Annotated in this window: 17 protein-coding genes and 2 tRNA genes; 1 reads left to right on the top strand and 18 read right to left on the bottom strand. The window is 62.6% G+C overall.

The features are described from left to right. Window positions 1–10 precede the first annotated feature (10 nt). Complete coding sequence (srtB, locus tag ABCN07_RS03355; protein ID WP_343005369.1) at window positions 11–952, bottom strand: class B sortase; 942 nt, start codon at window positions 950–952, stop codon at window positions 11–13. Window positions 953–964: 12 nt separating this feature from the next. Then, window positions 965–1,426 carry a 5-(carboxyamino)imidazole ribonucleotide mutase gene (gene purE, locus ABCN07_RS03360; RefSeq protein ID WP_320679973.1) on the bottom strand — a complete coding sequence of 154 codons (462 nt, stop codon included), beginning with the start codon at window positions 1,424–1,426 and terminating at the stop codon, window positions 965–967. Window positions 1,427–1,599: 173 nt separating this feature from the next. On the opposite strand from purE, the gene ABCN07_RS03365 reads away from it, so the two are divergent. Further along, window positions 1,600–2,478 (top strand): PfkB family carbohydrate kinase, encoded by an 879-nt coding sequence (locus ABCN07_RS03365; protein ID WP_343005370.1) that lies wholly within the window; start codon window positions 1,600–1,602, stop codon window positions 2,476–2,478. Between the two features lie 83 nt (window positions 2,479–2,561). On the opposite strand, the gene ABCN07_RS03370 is transcribed toward ABCN07_RS03365, so the two are convergent. The 16 genes from ABCN07_RS03370 to ABCN07_RS03445 form a co-directional block, all read right to left on the bottom strand. Then, on the bottom strand, window positions 2,562–3,434 hold the full coding sequence (locus ABCN07_RS03370) for a hypothetical protein (protein WP_343005371.1): 873 nt from the start codon (window positions 3,432–3,434) through the stop codon (window positions 2,562–2,564). A 190-nt stretch (window positions 3,435–3,624) separates the two neighbouring features. Next, complete coding sequence (locus tag ABCN07_RS03375; protein ID WP_343005417.1) at window positions 3,625–5,322, bottom strand: ABC transporter ATP-binding protein; 1,698 nt, start codon at window positions 5,320–5,322, stop codon at window positions 3,625–3,627. A gap of 112 nt (window positions 5,323–5,434) precedes the next feature. Beyond that, a complete protein-coding gene (locus tag ABCN07_RS03380; RefSeq protein ID WP_293836929.1) occupies window positions 5,435–6,133 on the bottom strand; it encodes an NUDIX hydrolase in 699 nt (232 codons plus the stop codon). Between the two features lie 2 nt (window positions 6,134–6,135). Further along, window positions 6,136–7,437 (bottom strand): phosphoribosylamine--glycine ligase, encoded by a 1,302-nt coding sequence (gene purD, locus ABCN07_RS03385; RefSeq protein ID WP_343005372.1) that lies wholly within the window; start codon window positions 7,435–7,437, stop codon window positions 6,136–6,138. A gap of 100 nt (window positions 7,438–7,537) precedes the next feature. Then, window positions 7,538–8,410, bottom strand: coding sequence for a DegV family protein (locus ABCN07_RS03390; protein WP_343005373.1), 873 nt, complete (start codon window positions 8,408–8,410; stop codon window positions 7,538–7,540). Between the two features lie 113 nt (window positions 8,411–8,523). After that, on the bottom strand, window positions 8,524–9,810 hold the full coding sequence (locus ABCN07_RS03395; protein WP_343005374.1) for an adenylosuccinate synthase: 1,287 nt from the start codon (window positions 9,808–9,810) through the stop codon (window positions 8,524–8,526). A gap of 80 nt (window positions 9,811–9,890) precedes the next feature. Next, entirely contained in the window at window positions 9,891–11,291 is a 1,401-nt protein-coding gene (gene dnaB / locus ABCN07_RS03400; RefSeq protein WP_293814854.1) for a replicative DNA helicase, read from the bottom strand. 522 nt (window positions 11,292–11,813) lie between these two features. After that, window positions 11,814–12,353, bottom strand: a complete 540-nt coding sequence (rplI, locus tag ABCN07_RS03405) for a 50S ribosomal protein L9 (protein WP_343005375.1) — start codon at window positions 12,351–12,353, stop codon at window positions 11,814–11,816. Between the two features lie 13 nt (window positions 12,354–12,366). Then, window positions 12,367–12,633 carry a 30S ribosomal protein S18 gene (rpsR, locus tag ABCN07_RS03410; RefSeq protein ID WP_293814857.1) on the bottom strand — a complete coding sequence of 89 codons (267 nt, stop codon included), beginning with the start codon at window positions 12,631–12,633 and terminating at the stop codon, window positions 12,367–12,369. A gap of 124 nt (window positions 12,634–12,757) precedes the next feature. Continuing rightward, window positions 12,758–13,246, bottom strand: a complete 489-nt coding sequence (gene ssb, locus ABCN07_RS03415; protein ID WP_317286319.1) for a single-stranded DNA-binding protein — start codon at window positions 13,244–13,246, stop codon at window positions 12,758–12,760. A gap of 51 nt (window positions 13,247–13,297) precedes the next feature. Further along, complete coding sequence (gene rpsF, locus ABCN07_RS03420; RefSeq protein ID WP_293814859.1) at window positions 13,298–13,591, bottom strand: 30S ribosomal protein S6; 294 nt, start codon at window positions 13,589–13,591, stop codon at window positions 13,298–13,300. Window positions 13,592–13,978: 387 nt separating this feature from the next. Beyond that, entirely contained in the window at window positions 13,979–15,295 is a 1,317-nt protein-coding gene (locus ABCN07_RS03425) for a DUF4013 domain-containing protein (RefSeq protein WP_343005376.1), read from the bottom strand. 98 nt (window positions 15,296–15,393) lie between these two features. Then, window positions 15,394–15,484: transfer RNA gene (locus ABCN07_RS03430), tRNA-Ser, on the bottom strand. 43 nt (window positions 15,485–15,527) lie between these two features. Continuing rightward, window positions 15,528–15,618 (bottom strand) — tRNA-Ser (locus ABCN07_RS03435). A 95-nt stretch (window positions 15,619–15,713) separates the two neighbouring features. After that, a complete protein-coding gene (gene typA, locus ABCN07_RS03440; protein WP_343005377.1) occupies window positions 15,714–17,552 on the bottom strand; it encodes a translational GTPase TypA in 1,839 nt (612 codons plus the stop codon). Between the two features lie 234 nt (window positions 17,553–17,786). Continuing rightward, window positions 17,787–18,239 (bottom strand): hypothetical protein, encoded by a 453-nt coding sequence (locus ABCN07_RS03445; protein WP_343005378.1) that lies wholly within the window; start codon window positions 18,237–18,239, stop codon window positions 17,787–17,789. Window positions 18,240–18,246: the final 7 nt, after the last annotated feature.

The following is an 18,246-nucleotide window of genomic DNA, read 5'->3' on the forward strand; positions in this document are numbered from 1 at the left end:
TTCCGCTTCGCTAGCTTTCGCTGTTCTGGTTGGGGTGGATCTCACTCTTGAGGGCGCACACGAGCAGGCCGCGCCCATTGCCTTTGCCAAAGTTGTTCTCGTAGTCACACGTGCAGAGCGTAAGCACCTTCGTGACCGAATTCACCGCCGAGTCGGCGTCCGTCGCTCTCGCGCTCGCGCGGGCGAGGAGGCCCTTGAGGTAGGTGTGGAAGTCATCGTCAGACGCGAAGGCGATGGAGCGTGCCTCGGCCTCGGTTGCCGCAGCCTTGTAGAAGAGCAGGGGCTCCAGCTCGTAGGCGGCGTCAGGCGTGACGTACCAAATAGACGAGAAGGAATTCAGGCCGTCCTGGTTCGCAAACTCGTCGATATCCGCGAACATCGACCCGTCGTTCAGGTGATGCCCGTAGATGATGGTCTGGCGGTCAACGAGACCAGGGCGGGCGTTGTCGCAGTCCATGAAGATCTGACCGCCGACGGAATACTCGCCAGACGCCGTCGTGCGGAGGTACTCGTTGTTGGTATCGCCCTGGTAGACGGGGTAATCGACATGCGTGCCCGGGATGTACAGCCAGCCCGTGATGTCGTCGTTCACGGCCCGCAGGCCATCCCAGTCGACACTCACCGGGCAGCCGTTGTCGGCCGGATCATCCGAGACGGTCGCATATGCGGCGAGTTTCTCGTTGTTGGCGGCGTTCGCGGCGTACTCCGCCTGGGCGCGCGCGTAGAGCACGCCGGCGGTAACGAGAAGGGCCACGCCCACGACAAGCAGCACCGTGGAGAGCACGTTGCGGCCCTTGCGCTTTGGTTTCCTCTGCTGCCGGGGAGCTGCCGTGCGTCGTGAGGATGACATCCTAGGACCAGCCGGGAGCGGCTGGACTGCGGCATGACGACGAGCCTGCGTGGGCTGCGCGTCAGTCTTGAAGTGCTTTCCCCTCGATGCGTCTCTAGACACGAAGACTACCGCCTAGGCCTCTGCCATGGCACGCTTGAACTCGACCATCTTCTCGCGCCACTCGGGCATGGTGGCACCGAGGATCTGCGTGGCGTAGATGGCGGCATTCTTCGCGCCGTTGATGGCGACGCACGCGACGGGGACGCCAGAGGGCATCTGCACCATCGAGAGGAGGGAGTCCATGCCGCCGAGGTCGCTCGTCTTCATAGGGACACCGATGATGGGCAGCGGCGTGAAGGCGGCGACGACGCCACCCAGGTGCGCGGCCTTGCCGGCCGCGGCGATGATGACCTTGATTCCGCGGTCCGCGGCGCTCGAGGCCCACTCGTGGACCTTGTCGGGCGTACGGTGGGCGCTCGCGATCACGAGCTCATAGGGGACGCCAAGCTCTTCAAGCTGCTTGGTGCATGCCTCCATCACCGGCATGTCAGACTTCGATCCCATGATGATTCCAACAAGTGGCTGCACTGCCATGTGTCGCTCCTCTGGTTGGTTGTATGTGATGCGGGCTTGCCGCAAATTACTAGTATAACCACGATAAGCCCGATAGCGGACAAGCAGCGTGAAGGGCTATCCTGTGATGGCATCATTTATCTGAGATTTGCGGCGCGTCGCCCAATCTCGCACGCGACCTACCTGGAGAGTCCATGACCTGCGCCCGCGATCTTGTCCTCTATGAACGTCGAGGCCCCGTCCTCCCCCGCGTCGCCGCCGTCCACGACTTGTGCGGTTACGGCAAGTGTTCCCTCGGCATCGCCATACCCGTGCTCTCCTGCGCAGGCATCGACGTGTGCGCCGTTCCCACCTCGCTTCTCTCGGCACACACGAAGTTCGCGGGCTTCTACATGCATGACACCACGCCCTTGCTTGGCGCCTATCTCGACGCCTGGGCAAAGGAGGGCATCGAGCTCGACGGCATCTACTCCGGATTCCTCGGATCGGCGGAGCAGGTCTCCTACGTCCGCAGGCTCTGGCGCGAGCAGCCGGGCGCGCTCCGCATCGTTGACCCGGTCATGGGAGATGGCGGCAAGAAGTACCGCACCTACACGGACGAGATGTGCGAGGCCACGCGGGCGCTCGTCGCCGGCGCGGACCTGCTCACGCCCAACCTCACGGAGGCATCCATCCTGACGGGCCTTCCCTACGAGGGCCAGAACGTCGACGAGGACTTCGTGGCTCGCATGGCGTCCTCCCTGCTCGAGATGGGCGCGAAGTGCGTCGTCATCAAAGGTATCGTGCGCAAGGGCGAGAGCGTCATCAGGAACTACGTCGCCTGCGATGCTGATGACACTCCCGTCGAGGTGACCTGCGAGCTCCTCCCCTACATGATCCACGGCACGGGAGACCTCTTCGCGAGCGCCCTCACGGCGGCGGTCTTCGCCGGCAAGCCCGTGGTCGAGGCCGTGCGGTTCGCCGGCACGCTCGTCAGGGACGCCATGCGCATCACCCCGGCGCAGCCGGATTACGAGCTGCGCGGCGTCAGCTTCGAATCTGTCCTCGGTGAGGTCACCGCACTGCTCGATTAACGTCGAGGATCGCCCGCGCTAACAAACAAGGCCGCCAGCGAATCATCCCGCTGGCGGCCTTCTCGTGTCTATGAGAGCCGGAGCTACTTGCTAGCAGCCTCGGTGGTGGCCTCCGTCGTGGCGGCCTCAGTCGATGCCTCGGCAGTCGCGGCGGCCTCCGTCGTCGCCGGGTTGCCAAGCACCGCGTCAAGCAGGTTGCCCTGGACCGTCACCTTGTCGCGGAGATTCTCGGCGGCGGCCTCGTCAAGACCGGTGATCATGCAGTTGAAGTTGAAGCCGCCATTGGGCGACGAGCTCTTCGTCCAGATGAAGGTCGCAAAGCGCTTGACGTTGCCCGTGGGCTTGAGGAAACCGAAGAAGCTAGACTGCTGGAACTTGCCGTTCTCGCCCACGTGCACGTCAACGTGATAGACCACCTGCGTGATGTTGGGATTGAGCAAGGCGTTGACCGAGAGGGCCGCCGCCTGGATCTGGGAGCCGGCGAGGCAGGCGAGCTCATCCTTGCTCGCGGTGTCAACGACGGTGACCTCGATGCGGCCGCTCTCCTCGTTAGCCTCGAGGACCGTGAAGTCCTCCGGGAACTGGGTGAAGCCGTCACCCCACTCGACGCCGTTGCGAAGTGCCGAGGTGACCGAGGCATTATCGACCTTGTTGGCAAGCTGTGCGGTACCGGCACGGCGAATGACGCCACACGAGACCTGCGCGATGATCACGACGGCGAGCAGCGCCGCGACGACGAAGAACGCCGCGCGGGACATCGTCTTGCCAACGTTTGAGCCGGAGGGGTCATCGCCAGAAAGCGGGTCGACATCGACGGCAGCCTTCTTCTGGCGACGGCGGCCATGTTCCTTGCGAGCCTTGGAGGCGTTGGTGTGGCCCGTCTCGTCGACGTCGGCGAACAGGGCCTCGACCTCGTCCGGGGTGGGAGCAGTCTGCTTGTTGTCCTTCTTTGCCATGAATCCATCTCCGCTTGGTTCGCCGCCGGGCGGCGCGAGTCAGTGGCAACCAGTATAGGCAGACCCCCATCTAGCCGGGCAAATTCCCCTCAAGCTACATATGGCGGAAGGGAGGACAAAAGCTACGCGCCGGAACCCGAACGGGATCCGGCGCGTCTCAAACGCATCTATGTGGCCGTAGCACCACTATCTACACGGCCTTCGAACCAAACTGCATGCGATAGTAGCTCGCATACGTACCATCGAGGGCCATGAGCTCCTCGTGCGTGCCACGCTCCGCCACGCGGCCGTTCGCGATGGTGACGATCTCGTCCGCGTCGCGGATGGTCGAGAGCCTGTGGGCGATGACCAGCGTGGTGCGCCCGCTCGCAAGGCGCGCGAGGGACTCCTGGACGGCATGCTCGCTCTCGTTGTCGAGAGCGCTCGTGGCCTCGTCAAGCACGAGAATCTTCGGATTCTTGAGGAAGACGCGTGCGATGGCGATGCGCTGCTTCTGACCGCCGGAGAGACGGGCTCCGCGCTCGCCCACCTGGGTGTCATAACCGTCGGGCATCGCGCTCACGAAGGCGTCCGCATTCGCGAGCCTAGCCGCCTCGCGAATCTCCTCCGCCGTGGCTCCGGGCCTGCCATAGGCAATGTTCTCCGCAATGGTGCCGTCGAAGAGGTAGACGTCCTGTTGAACGATACCCACCGCCTCGCGAAGGCTCTTCTGCGTGACGGAACGCACGTCCTGTCCGTCAATCTCGATCGAACCTGCCTCCGCGTCATAGAAACGCGGGAGAAGGCTGCAGGTAGTCGACTTACCACCACCGGACGGTCCCACGAGCGCGATGGTCTCGCCCGGAGCGATATCGAGGTCGAGGCCGCGGATGACCTCCTCCTCGCCGTCATAGGAGAAGCGGACGCCCGAGTAGAGGATGTGGCCGGCACTCACCTCGAGCGGCTTGGCGTCCGGCGCGTCGACGATGTCGGGCACCGTCTCGAGGATCTCGACGAAGCGACGGAAACCCGCAATGGCCTTCTGGAAGGTCTCCGTGAAGTTGAGGATGTTCTCGATGGGCGTGGTGAGCATCGAGATATAGAGCGCGTAGGTCGCAAGGTCGGCGGCCTGCATCTGGCCCTGCGCGATCAGCCATCCGCCATAGACAAGGACGAGCGTGTTGAGACCGCCCATCATGCAGGAGATGGAGGCCTGGTAGCGACCCATCGCCCTATACATGTCGACCTTCGTGACGAGATACGCGTCGTTGCTCTTGCGGAAACGATCTCGCTCGACGTCCTCCGCGGCGAAGCCCTTCACCACGCGGATACCGCCGAGGGAATCCTCGACACGGGCGTTCACGCTCGAGATGCCCACGCGGTTCTTGGTGAAGACCGCCTTCATGTGCGCGTTAGCCCAGGCGTTATAGGCCACGAGGACGGCCGTAATCGCGGCAAGGACGAGCGTGAGCGGCGCGTTGATGGTCGCCAGGATCACGAAGGCACCCACGACCTCGACAACACCGATGAGGAGGAACTCCGGCCCATGGTGCGCGGTCTCGCAGATGTCGAAGAGGTCCGACACGAGGCGGCTCATGAGGTCGCCTGACTTGTTCTTGTCAAAGAACGAGAAGCTCATGCGCTCGTAGGCATCGAAGAGGTCCTCGCGCATGCGGCTCTCCATGCGCGCGCCCATGACGTGACCCCAAAAGGCCACGAAGTAGCGGCACGCGAAGCGGATGGCGTACATGCAGACGAGACCCGCGGCGAGCATCCAAAGCGCGGCGAGGATGGCATCGGACCCCTCACGGAAAAGGCCCCTCGAAACCATCCTCAGAATCTGGGGGAACGACAGGTCAATCGCGGCTACCGCCAGCGAACAGACGAGGTCTGCCACGAAGAGGTGCATCTCCCCCTCGTAATAAGAGAGGAAGCGTGCGAAGAGGCCCTTGGTAGTGTCCTTTTCACATGCGGCGTGGTCGCCAGAGGCGCGCGTCACGTCGTCAGTTGATTGCATTGCGTTAGTCCTCCGTTTTGACTTCGGGAGTGAGCCTGTGAGCGACGGCATCGCACGCGAGCGCGCCAACGACGGTCTTCGCGTCCTCGACGCGACCGTCGAGGACGGCGTCCACGAGTTCGCCGAGCTCGACCATGTCAACGTTGATGAACTCGTCATCGTCCGGGTCGCTCTTGACGAAGGTGAGGTCCGTCGCCATGTAGAGGTGGATAACCTCGTCCGTGAAGCCGTCCGAGCTGGCGATACTCGTGAGGTAGGCCATCTTGCCCGCGGCGAAGCCCGTCTCCTCCGTCAGCTCGCGATGGGCGGCGTCGAGCGGGTCCTCGCCCGGGTCGAGCTTGCCGGCGGGAATCTCGACCGTCACACGACCAAGGGCCGTGCGGTATTGGCGCACCAGGCAGATGCGTCCGTCGTTCGTGAGGGCGACGATGGCCACGGCACCCGGGTGGCGCACGATGTCGCGGACAGACTCGCGACCGTCAGGAAGCTTCACGTGCAGGCGGCTCACCGAGAAGATACGGCCGGTCCAGGTCGTCTCCTCGCTGAGGGGCACCTCGGCAAGGGTAGCGTCGCGCGGATCGTCATCGCCGCAGACGAAGTGGCGCGTCTCAGGCTCGCCGCTCGTGTGGTCGTGCGTACGGCGGGCGCCGTCGAAGGTGAATGCCTCCACAGCTTCGTTAAGGCCCTCTTCCTTCTCGCCCATTGCTACACCTCCCACGCGTCGCGACCGCGAAGGGCGCGGGCACCGATGTCGTGGCGCAGGGTCTTGCCCTCGAAGTCGATGAGTTCGCAGGCCTTGTAGGCGAGCTCGCGAGCGCCCTCGAAGCTATCGGCAACGGCGGTGACGTTGAGCACGCGGCCACCGTTGGTGACGAGCTTGCCGTCCTCGAGCTTGGTACCGGCGTGATAGACGGTCACACCCTCGAGGGCCTCGGCGGCCTCGATGCCGGTGATCTCCTTGCCCTTCTCGTAAGAGCCGGGGTAGCCGGCGCTCGTGAGAACGACGGAGACGGCCCAGTCGTCATCCCAGCTGACATCAGCCTGGTCGAGCGTGCCGTTGTCGCAGCGGCAGAAGACGTCAACGAGGTCGGCCTTCATGCGCGGAAGTACGACCTGGGTCTCCGGATCGCCAAAACGGGCGTTGAACTCGAGAACCTTCGGGCCGTCCTTCGTGAGCATGAAGCCACCGTAGAGGCAGCCGGAGTAGTTGATGCCATCAGCCTTGAGCTGGGCGACGACGCGGCGCTCGATGTCGACCATGGCCTCGTGCTCCTCGGGCGTCACGAACGGCACCGGGGAGTAGACGCCCATGCCGCCCGTGTTGGGGCCGAGGTCACCTTCGAGGGCGCGCTTGTGGTCCTGGGAGCTCGCAAGGGGGATGACGGTCGTGCCGTCAGTGAGGGCAAGCAGGGAGCACTCGGGGCCCTTCAGCATCTCTTCGACGACGACGGTCGAACCAGCCTCGCCAAAGGTGCCAGAGAAGCACTCGCGAACGCCCTCGAGGGCCTCCTCGACCGTCTGGGCGACGATGACGCCCTTGCCGGCAGCGAGGCCATCGGCCTTCACGACGCAGGGACCGTTGAGCTCGCGGATGTACTCCTCGGCGGGAGCGGCCTCGGTAAAGCTCTTATAGCGGGCAGTGGGAACGCCGGCGCGCTCCATGACCTCCTTGGCGAAGACCTTCGAACCCTCCATCTGGGCCGCCTCGCCGGAGGGGCCAAAGCAAGCGACACCCGCAGCGCGGACGGCGTCAGCGACACCGGAGACGAGCGGAGCCTCGGGGCCAATCACGACAAGGCCGATGCCGTGCTCGGTCGCGAAAGCGGCGACGGCGGCGGGATCGTTCTGGTCGATGCTCGCGAGCTCGGCCTCGGCGAGGATGCCGCCGTTGCCGGGCGCCGCCCAGATCTTGCCCGCGCGCGGGCTCTCGGCGAGCTTGCGAAGCATCGCGTGCTCGCGACCGCCAGCACCAAGTAGCAGGATGTCGATCGTGTCAGTACCGGACATGGGGCTCCTCTTTCCTGGTAAGTGTTCTAACTCTCTTATCGTAACGCGAACGGCCGGGTACATAGCCCCGGCCGCTCCATTTCTAGCCCGTCTTGTTTCGTTAGCCGCGATACAGCATCTCGGTGGGAACGCAGGAGAACGCCACGAGACCGATGCCTGTATGCGTCGAGATGACCGGGCCGGCGCTATAGGTGCCCTGGAGGTCGACGGTGATGCCGCGCTTCTCGATGGCTTCGAGACACTCCTTGCAGCCCTCCTCGTTGTCAGAGGTGGCAAAAGCCGCGGTAAGTCTAGCGCCCGCGCCGTACTTGGCCTCGACGATCTTCGCAAGGGCCTGGTACGCGCGCTGCATGCCGCGACCCTTGGCGATGGGCTCGAGGGCGCCCTCGTCAGTGACGTGGAGGACAGCCTTGATGTTGAGAACCGCGCTCATGAGGCCCTTGGCGCGGGAGCAGCGGCCGTTCTTGACGATGTTCTCGAGCGTGTCGAGCACGAAGACGAGAGAGGACTGCTCGCGCAGCTTCTCGAGATGAGCAAGGGTTGCCTCAAGGGTCTCGCCGGCGTCACGCATGTGGCAAGCCTCCTTGATGTAAATACCCTGCATGGACGTTCCGATCTTGGTGTCCCACACGTGGACGGGTACGGAACTGTCATGAGCGGCAAGCGCGGCCGAGTTCGCGGTTCCGGAAAGCGCGCCGGAGATATGGATGGACAGGACCTGCTTGGCGCCCGCCTCGGCAAGCTTCGCAAAGGCAGTGGCAAAGGCCGAGGGGGACGGCTGGGAGCTGTGCGGCAGCTCTTCCGCCGCCGCCATCTTGGCGTAGAACTCCTTGGGCTTGATCTCGATCTGGTCGAGGTAGCAACCGTCACCAACGAAGACGTGCAGAGGAACCATCTCGACACCGAGCTCGGCAAGCTCCTCAACGGGGAGATCGCACGTGCTATCGGTCACAATCTCGAACTGGTGGTCCATGCTGGTCCTTTCCATCAACCGAGTCGAGCAGCGCAGCCGAGTGGCGGCACGAGGGCTCGCTGTCCGGTGTTTACATAAAAAAGGGCCCGCCACGATTGGCGGGCCCGGAATGCTTACTTCCAGTGGCGGTTGATCGTCTGCTCGCGATCGGGGCCAACGGCGATGAGGGAAACCCTCACGCCAGAGAGCTGCTCGATGAGGTCGATGTAATCCTTAGCCTCGCGCGGCAGGTCATAGAAGCTGCGGCAGCCGGAGATGTCCTCATGCCAACCGGGAACCTCGATGTACTTGGGCTTGGCGTGATAGAAGACGCTCTGGTGCTCGGGAACAGTGGTGTACTCGACGCCATCGCACTCGTAGGCGGTGCAGATCTTGATGGTGTCGAGGCCGCCGAGGACATCAAGCTTGGTGATCGCGAGGTCCGTCAGACCGTTGACGCGAGCGGCGTAGTTGACGACGACGGCGTCATACCAACCGCAACGACGCTTGCGGCCGGTGGTCACGCCATACTCGTGGCCCTTCTCGAGAAGGTACTTGCCAGCGCCCTCGTCCTCGGAGAGCTCCGTGGGGAAAGGGCCAGAGCCAACGCGCGTGAGGTAGGCCTTGGCGATGCCGAGGACGCGATCGATGTTGGTGGGACCAACGCCCGAACCGGTGACGGCGCCGCCGGCGGTGCAGTTGGAGGAGGTCACGAACGGGTAGGTGCCGTGGTCGATGTCGAGCATCGTGGCCTGGGCGCCCTCGAACAGGATGTTCTTGCCGTCAGCGAGGAGCTCGTTGAGGAGCTTGGAGCTCTCGACGATGTAGGGGCGGATGCGCTCGGCATACGGGAGGTAGGTCTCGCAAATCTGCTCGACGGTATAGGTGGGCAGCTCATAGACCTTCTCGAGAATCGGGTTCGTGTACTCGAGAGCAGCCTCGAGCTTCTCACGGAAGATCTTCTCATCGAGCATGTCCTGGACGCGAAGACCGGTGCGGTTCATCTTGTCCATGTAGCAGGGACCGACGCCGCGCTTGGTGGTACCGATGAGGTTCTTGCCGAGCTTCTTCTCGTGGGCACCGTCGAGGTCCTTGTGGTAGGGCATGACAATGTGGGCGTTGCCGGAGACGCGCAGACCGGCGCAGTCAATGCCCTGGCCCTGAAGCGTGTCGAGCTCCTCGAGCATGACGGAGGGATCGACAATGCAGCCGTTACCGATGACGGACAGAACACCGTCATACATGACGCCAGAGGGAATCTGGTGAAGCGCGAGCTTGTGGCCGTTGGCGACAACCGTGTGACCGGCGTTCGCGCCACCCTGGTAGCGGCAGACGCAATCAAAATCACCGGAGACGAGGTCGGTGACCTTACCCTTGCCTTCGTCGCCCCACTGGGAACCAACCAGAACAGTTGCCGACATGAAGAGCTCCTTCTCTTACGGCTTAGCCAACTTGCTAAGTATACGACAGAAAAGGACCCCGGCTAAGCGGGGTCCTTCTTCTACACGTCGTCGTGATGGGTATCGACCTCGAGGAACTTCGTCTTCTCGGCAAAGAAGGCCATGTCGATGATGCCAAGGGGGCCGGAACGGTTCTTGGCAACGACAAACTGCGTGATGCCGTAGTCCGGGCGGTCCTCACGAGCGCCCTCGTCCTCCGTCATCGAACGGTCGAGCAGGATGACGATGTCTGCGTCCTGCTCGATGGAGCCCGATTCGCGAAGGTCAGACAGCTGGGGGCGCTTGCCATGGTGACCTGTGCGGTCCTCGTTCTTACGCGAAAGCTGAGACAGCGCGATGACGGGAATGCCGAGGTCCTTGGCCATGATCTTGATGCCACGGCTCATCTCGGAGACCTCCGTCGCACGCGAGTCCGCGCGGCGGTTGGGCGGGGGCGAGACGAGCTGCAGGTAGTCGAGGATGACGACACCCTTCTCCTTGTTGCGGAGCATGCGACGGGCCTTGGCGCGCACCTCGGTCACCGTGGTGCCGGGGGTGTCATCAATCAGCAAATCGAGCTGCGAGAGGTCTTGCGTGGCCTGGAGGATGTCGTTCCACTGCTCGGGCGCGATCTTGCCGGAGCGGATGTTCTGGAGGGGCACCTGCGAATACGTGGAGAGCAGGCGCTGGGCAATCTCCTCCGAGCTCATCTCGAGGGAGAAGAAGCAGACGCACGCGCCACCCTGCGCCATCTGAACGGCGAGGTTAAGGGCGAACGACGTCTTGCCGACACCAGGGCGAGCGCCGACGACGATCATCTGGCCGGCGCGGAGGCCGAGGAACATGCGATCCATCGCGGGGAAGCCCGTCTGGATGCCAACCGCCTCGTTACCAACCTGCGAGAGACGCGAGAGCTCGTCGTAAAGGGACACCATCGCGTCCTCAATCTTGACGTAGCTCGTCTTGATGTCGCGATTAGTGACGTCAAGCAGCATCTTCTCCGCACTGTCGACGACCTCCTTGGTATCCTCCGGCGCATTGGCGGCGAGCGTCGCGATCTTGGCCGAGGCATCGATCATCAGGCGAAGCGTCGAGTCGCGGTGGAGCATCTCCGCATGGTGGCGCCAGCTCGCGATGGAGAAGGAGTCCTCGCCAAGGCGCGCGAGGGCGGGCAGACCGCCGGCACGCTCAAGCTCGCCAGTCGAAGTGAGGTAGTCTGCGAGGGAGATGGGGTCAACGGGGTTGCTGCGCTCGAACATCGTCCGCATGGCGGAGAAGATAATGCGATTTGCGTCGAGGAAGAAGTCTTCCTCCGTGAGTTCGACAAGGGCGTTCTCAAGCACCTCGGGCGAGAGGAGCATTGCGGAGAGAACGGAACGCTCCGCAGCGACGTCTGAGGGCATTGTCTTGATAGAGGCGAACGCGGCCGGTGACGGCGCTGCGTCATACACGATCTCGTCCATGGTCCTCCCCTGTCATCTCAAGTTACGTTCACAACGGTGCGCCCATTAAGTTACGTTCATAGCGGTTGCGCCCGTGCATCTTAGCCCATGATCACAATACTTGCAGCATGTTTTTTACACCATAACGTCTATGAACAGGGCATTGTTGAGAGCTTCCGGCGTTTACCCCTACGAATGCGAGTTTTCACACTTTTCAACAAATTTATCGTGATTCGGCGAAAGGTTATCAACATTGCAGGACACGTGTTCGCTTTGCGGGCAGAAAACGAACAAGATGTCAGGAATTAGGCCTTCTTCCTCGTGTTTTGTGTAATTGCGCAGGTAGATGCATGTATCTTATTTACACTATTTGGAAGGTGCCACTGCGCTCAACTGGGCTTTTGTAATTGATTGCTCAATCGCGCCCAACAACAGAACGAATACCTGCACGTTTGCTGTCGAAAAAAGGACCCGCAGTCGAAACTGCGGGTCCTTGCTCATGCGAAGGCATGTTAACGCACCCAAGGTGCGCGGGAGGCTCGCCTACTCGGCAGCCTCGGTGGCCTCGGGGTTCTCCTCGACAGCCTCGGTCTCGACGACCTCAGCCTCGGGAGCCTCCTCGACGACCTCCTCGACGGCCGGCTTGCCGACCTGGAGGTTAAGCTCAGCGGTGATCTCGCGGTACAGGCTCACCTTGACGGTGTGCAGACCGGAGGTCTTGATGGCGCGGTTGAGCTCGATGCGCTTGCGATCGACCTCGACACCGAGCTCGTTCTTGACGGCGTCGGCGACCATCACGTTGGTGACGGAACCGAAGAGCTGGCCCTCATCGCCAACCTTGGCGTCGATGAGGACGGTCTTGCCGTCGAGGGCGGCCTTCAGGGCCTCGGCATCGGCAATGCGCTTCTCCTCGCGCTTGGCGATGTTGTGACGACGCTCCTCGAGCTGCTTCATGTTGCCCTTGGTGGCCGGCAGGGCCATGCGGTTGGGGAACAGGTAGTTCTCAGCGAACCCCTGGGCGACCTCGACGACGTCGCCCTCTCCGCCCTTGCCCTTGAGCTCACCCAGAAGGATGACTTTCATGGACACTCCTTACTTAGCTGCGGTCGCGACGGCCACCACGGCTGGACACCACGGAAACGGTGTACGGCAGAAGGGCCATCTCGCGAGCGCGCTTGATGGCGTTGGCGATGTCGTGCTGGTGCTGCGTGCAGGCGCCAGTGACGCGACGGGGCTTGATCTTGCCACGGTCGGTCATGTACTTGCGAAGGAGCTGAGTATCCTTGTAGTCGATGAACTCAGTGTTCTCCTTGCAGAACTGGCAGTACTTGCGACGCGGCTGACGCTGGTACTCAGTAGCCATGTCTCAAAACCTTTCTGTTGGCGTGCGGCCGGCTTGCGGCCGGACGCCGGTTCTCTCGGCGACGTGACCCGCGATGCGGGTACGCCAGCCACCTGGTGCTGGGACGATGCCCGGCCTGGGTGGCCTAGAACGGGATGTCCGCGTCGTACACATCCGCAGCGGGAGGTGCGGCGACGGGGACGGTGGCCGGCGCGGACTGCGGAGCCTGCGGGGCCTGGTAGGGAGCCTGCGGAGCTTGGGGGGCATAGCCACCCTGCTGCTGGTAACCACCGGCGTTGCCGCCCTGACGAGAGCTCATGAATTCGATTTCGTCGATGACGACCTCGATCTTGGAGCGCTTCTGACCGTCACGCTCCCAAGAGCTGTAACGCAGACGACCCTCGATGGCTACCTTAGTTCCCTTGGTAAGGTAGCGCTGAATCGCCTCGGCACGGGTGCCGAACATCACGCAGTCGATGAAGTTGGGGTAGTCCTCCCAGTTGCCGGTCTGCGGATTGCGACGACGATCGTTGACCGCCACGCCCAGGTGCAGCACCTGCGTGCCACCCTGTGTGCTGCGCAGCTCGGGATCCCTGGTCAGGTTGCCCGTAATGTTCACTCGGTTGATGCTCACGATACTCACTACCTTCCACGTGCGGACTGTACGCCCGCTTCCATGACTGACTTACTCGTTCTCGGGACGACGCACGATCATGTGGCGCTTCACAGCATCATTGATGCGGAGAACGCGATCGAGCTCGGCGATCTGCGTGGGGTCAGCGTGGAAGTTGACGAGGGTGTAATCACCCTCAGTGAGCTTGTCGATCTCGTAGGCGAGCTTGCGCTTGCCCCAGTTATCGACGTTGTCGACGGCGCCGCCGTTCTCGGTGATGGCGACTTCGATGCGCTTCATAACACCAGCGCGAGTCTCATCAGTGATCGTCGGGTCGACAAAAAACAGCAGTTCATAAGCCTTCATGTGGTCACCTCCTCTGGGCATGTGGCCTCGGGTCGTGAAGGTTTGCGCCCGAGACAGGAAAGGTTCGGTGGGGAATCATACCACGTCTGCGCCGCCTACTGTTAGGTGCGGGCGCAAAACGCCCGTTTGTCCGCACACAGCGCACACATGTCCAGCTTTTAACTTGGCCCACGCTGACCCCTTTCTTGGGCCAAGGCTAACAGCCGAACCTGACAAATATGGGCATCCAAACCGACAGATACCTGACACCGCAGCTAGGAGCCGAGACTGAAACCGTGAGACGTTCTTGATGACCTCTCGTAATCAGATTCATACCGCTCGCCACAAAGAAAGGCCCCCGAATGGTTCATCCATCCGGGGGCCTTGGGCCAAACGCTCTAGAAATAGCTACTGCTGCGAGGGATTGGTGGGGTTATCCGTAGGCGATGATTCCGAGGCCCCAGTTCCTTCTTCGGCTCTTGGGCGCACGAGGGGAACGATGACCTCGCCACTCGGCTGAGACTCCGTCTCCGGCGCTGCGGTCGGGACAGGCGTCACGTTCGTCGAGGCGACGGTGGGAGCCGGCGCCTGGGTGGGCATGGGAACCTGAGCCGGGGCGGCTCCCATCTGGGCGGAGGCGGGCATTGACGCCTCGGGGTCCTGTGGCGATGGCACGGGAACGGTCGCGGGAGCCGTCGTCTGCTGACATGCCTGCCCCGCCGGCGCCTGATACGGTTGGGCCGCCGGCGCCTGGTATGGCTGGCTCGTCGTCTGCTGATACGGCTGCTCGGCGGGTGCCTGATAGGTCTGATTCGCAGGCGGCGCATACGTCACAGGCGGCTGCTGGGCAGGGTAACCACCACCAGCACCGGGCGTGGTCGGCGGAACCGTAGACGTGGGAAGAGAGGCGGCCTGTGGAAGGGGGTCGCTCGGGCCGCCCCAGCGGGCAACGTCGAACTGCCTCATCCAGAGACCAACCGCGTTGTACGAGAGAAGCGAGGTCGCCGCATTCACGACGGCCGACAGGTATCCGGCAATCGCAGCAATAGGCATGACGATGCGAAGCATCGCGGTAAGGTGCCTGATAAACATGGCGTCATCAAAGCTACCCGTGGCGGCTCGGGCCATCTTGATGATTTCGGGCAGGACAGAGACGCCTCCCAGCAGCATAAAGAAAATCCAGATAGCGCTGACGATAAGTCCGCCGACGATCGGAATGAGGACGAAGAAGAACAGGTCACCCGGCGCTCGCTTCACCATCTCAAGGACGCGAGAGGGGTTGAGACCAGCAGAAATCTTGGTGTAGATCGCGGCACGGAGCACGGCGACATACACCACGAGGATGTAGAAGAGCTGGGCAAGCACAAGCAGGGAACCGATCAAGCTCGCCAGGGCATCTGGGAGCAAGACATCCGCAATGGAGTTCACGATGCCAGCTGCGAGCATCCAAACAAACATCCACACGAAAGTCACCACGAGGGCACGCCAGCCGGACGCCAGGCACTCCCCAATGCGCACGCCGCGCTGCTTCGGCGAAGAGTCAATACCCCACGCCGTGAGACGCGCCCACTCAAGGCCATAGCCTACGAGACCGATCAGCCCCACAAACGGAACGAAACTCGCGAGAGCAAGCAACAGGATGACCTTGATCCAGCCCTTGTCGCGCGTGAGCATGTCCCAGCTTCTCGAAATGTAATGTGCCTTTCCATCTGCGCCGTATGCCATGGCTACCTCCTACGCACGTGTTATGCGCATGAGTATAACCGGGCACAGCACAAACAAAAAAGGGCCCGGCTCACAAGCGAACCGGACCCTACATTTTCTGGCGGAGAGGGAGGGATTTGAACCCTCGTAACCACAAAGTGGTTAAACGGTTTTCGAGACCGCCGCATTCAGCCGCTCTGCCACCTCTCCAGAATATGAGAGCGGCGCCCGCATAGGACGCCGCGAAAGATTCTGGCGGAGAGTCGGGGATTTGAACCCCGGAGACGCTTTAGACGCCTACACGATTTCCAATCGTGCGCCTTCGACCACTCGGCCAACTCTCCATTAAGCGCGGCGACTATTCTAACCTAAAAATATTGCCAAGCACAAGAGAAATTTCTCAGATTCTCAAAGGCGATCCTCAAGACGAGAAAATGGCTTACTTGTTCACGAGACCGGCGCGCACGTTGGCCTTCTTGCGCTCGATCGCGTTGAGGATGCGCTTGCGCATACGGATGCTCTTCGGCGTGACCTCGACGAGCTCGTCGTCCATGATGTACTCGAGCGCCTCCTCGAGGGAGAAGGTGCGCGGCGGGGTGAGCTGAACGGCGATGTCTGCCGTGGAGCTACGCTGGTTGCCGAGCTGCTTGGAACGGGCAATGTTAACGACCATGTCACCAGGCTTGGAGCGCTCGCCCACGAGCATGCCCTCGTAGCACTCATCGCCAGGGCCCACGAAGAGCTGGCCGCGCTCCTGGAGCGTGCCGAGGGCGTAGGCGACGGCCTTCTCGGTGGTCATGGAGATCATGGCGCCGTTGTTGCGCACGCCAATCTCGCCGGCGAACGGGCCGTACTCGAGGAAGGTGTGATAGAAGACGCCCTCGCCGTGGGTGACGTTGAGGATGCGGTTCTTGAGGCCCATGATGCCACGGGTCGGAATCTTGAACTCGATGTGGCAGATGGTATCGCCCTGCTCGAGGTTGGTCAGGGTGCCGGAGGCATTACCGAAAAGCTCGATGACCTTACCGGAGTACTCGCCCGGGCACTCGACGACAGCCTGCTCGATCGGCTCGATGCGGTTGCCATTCTCGTCCTTCTTGATGAGGACGCGCGGACGGCCAACCTGGAACTCGAAGCCCTCGCGGCGCATGGTCTCCATGAGGACGGAGAGGTGGAGAATGCCTCGGCCAGCGACCTCGACGCCCGTCTTGTCAGGGAGCTCCTCGATGTGCATGGTCACGTTGTTCTCGGCCTCGTTCATGAGACGCTCCTTGAGCTGGCGAGCGCCCACGATGTCACCCTCGCGGCCGACGAGCGGGCTCGTGCTGGCCTCGAAGACGATGGCGAGGGTCGGCGGGTCAATCTCGATCGGGTCGAGCTCGACGGGGTTCTCCGGATCGGTGTAGACGTCACCGATGTCGGTGCGGTCGATGCCCACGACAGCGGCGATGTCACCGGCGCTGACCTCCTGGCACTCGGTACGGCCGAGGTAGTCGAAGGTGAAGAGCTGCTTGACGGTGGCCTCGGCGCGCGAGCCGTCGTTCTTGACGACGAGGATGCGATCGCCGTCGTGAATGGTGCCGGAGTAGATGCGGCCGATGCCGATGCGGCCCACATACTCGGAGTGGTCGATCGTCACGCACTGCATGGCCAGCGGGGCGTCGACATCGGCCTCGGGGGCGGGCATGTCGTCGATGATCATGTCAAGGAGCGGGTACATGTCGTTGTTGTCGTCAGACGGATCGAGGCGAGCGTAGCCGTTCATCGCGCTCGCGTAGACGACGTGCTCCATGGCGAACTCCAGCTGCTCGTCCGTGGCGCCAAGGTCAGCCATGAGGTCGAGGCAGTCGTTGTAGGCCTTCTCGGGGTTTGCGCCCGGGCGGTCGATCTTGTTGACGACGATCATGATGGAGAGGCCACCATCGATGGCGTGACGAAGCACGAAGCGCGTCTGGGGCATCGGGCCCTCGAAGGCGTCGACGAGCAGCAGGGCGCCGTCGGCCATCTTGAGGACGCGCTCGACCTCGCCGCCGAAGTCAGCGTGGCCCGGGGTGTCGAGGACGTTGATCTTGACGCCCTTGTACTCGATGGAGATGTTCTTGGCGAGGATGGTGATGCCGCGCTCGCGCTCCTGGTCGTTGGAGTCAAGCACGCGGTCCTCGACCTGCTGGTTCTCGCGGAAGGCGTCGGTGGCGCGCAGGAGCTTGTCAACGATGGTCGTCTTACCGTGGTCGACGTGGGCGATGATGGCGATGTTGCGTAGGTGTTCCTGGCGCATGTTTATCCTCAATCTCGTGCGGCGCGTCGGATTACGCGCGATATGGCATGTTTGGGCCGAATTCTCGGCCAACGGCTTAGTTTAGCGCGGTGGACGGTAGGTTGCTTTCCTCACAAGCGCATCCATCGAGGTATCACGGTTGAGACCGGTCTCACTCGGATGGGCAGGCGCCGAGAATGGCGCGAGGGCTTATGGGCTTGTCGAGGGACAGTCTCAAAACCGCCGTGGCGAGTCCTACAGCAGGCTCGGGGTCTCCCCAGCCGGGGCGGGATCGCTCCAGGCGAGGTCATCGCCCGCGCCAATCCCCTCAACGAGCGAGAAGGCGGAGTAGCCGCACTCGGCGCCGCGCTCGCCAAACTCGAGGATGAGCGCATCTCGGAAGACGTCATCCTCATCCGCAACCGCGCCAAGGTACGCGATGGCATAGCAGGCGGGCTTGCCAATGACTCGAGCGTTGTCCTCACCACGAGCACCGTTGCGAACCCACGTGCGGGCCGCTTCGAGGCACTGCTCGGCGGAATCATCGTCGAATTCGCAGGTCATACGCTGGCCCTGGGAATCCGCGGCGGTGGCGACAACGGAGAAGTCCTCGCCGGTAGCGAGGCGATCGAGGACCTCGCCCATGAGGGTGCTACCGAGCTCGTCGGTCTGAGCGGAAACGCCGCCGTTGCCGTGATTGTCCGCCATGTGTCAC

The sequence above is a fragment of the Collinsella sp. 1033st1_E11_1033SCRN_220408 genome, assembly GCF_039062465.1.
In the GTDB taxonomy this organism is placed as follows: domain Bacteria; phylum Actinomycetota; class Coriobacteriia; order Coriobacteriales; family Atopobiaceae; genus Parolsenella.